This window comes from Flavobacterium maritimum (genome assembly GCF_040049085.1).
GTDB classification, from domain to species: Bacteria; Bacteroidota; Bacteroidia; order Flavobacteriales; family Flavobacteriaceae; genus Flavobacterium; species Flavobacterium maritimum.
In genome coordinates, this window is record NZ_JBDLZY010000059.1 from 1 (window position 1) to 504 (window position 504).

A 504-nucleotide genomic window follows, 5' to 3' on the forward strand; every position below is an offset into this window, starting at 1 on the left:
GTCAAAACCTGCATCTGCATTTTTATGAAAGAGTTTGAATTTCTGAGAAAAACTTACACCGTAATTCCAAGCAATCTCCGGATTTAAACCATATATTTTTCCGTTGGCATCTAAAACTGAAAAGGTTCTCGAACTTGCAAAAAGCTGTTGGTTTTCAGCAAAAATATTAGCAGAACGTTTTCCTCGGCCGGCAGAAAAACGCAATACCGCATTTTTCCATGGATTGTAGCGCACGTGCAAACGAGGCGTAACAAAAAATCCCAGACGATTATGATTGTCGACTCTGCCTCCTAAAATCAAACTAAAATTATCGGTATTGTCATACGTATATTCAAAAAAGGCTCCAACTGAGTTGTCAATTCTGCTTACATCTGTAAGATTTACAAATTCCTGATATTGATCGTAAGAAAAATTCAGGCCAGTTGTGAACTTATGCATCGTATTATTGATAATCGAATTGAATATCAAATTCCCAATTCCTGCTCCAAGAAGAATCCACCAAGG

At 37.1% G+C, this 504-nt stretch carries 1 protein-coding gene; it reads right to left on the minus strand.

The genetic code is table 11. The features are described 5' to 3' along the window. Positions 1-504 (minus strand): TonB-dependent receptor domain-containing protein (locus ABEB23_RS18300; protein ID WP_348814156.1); only part of this gene is annotated, 504 nt, incomplete at both ends.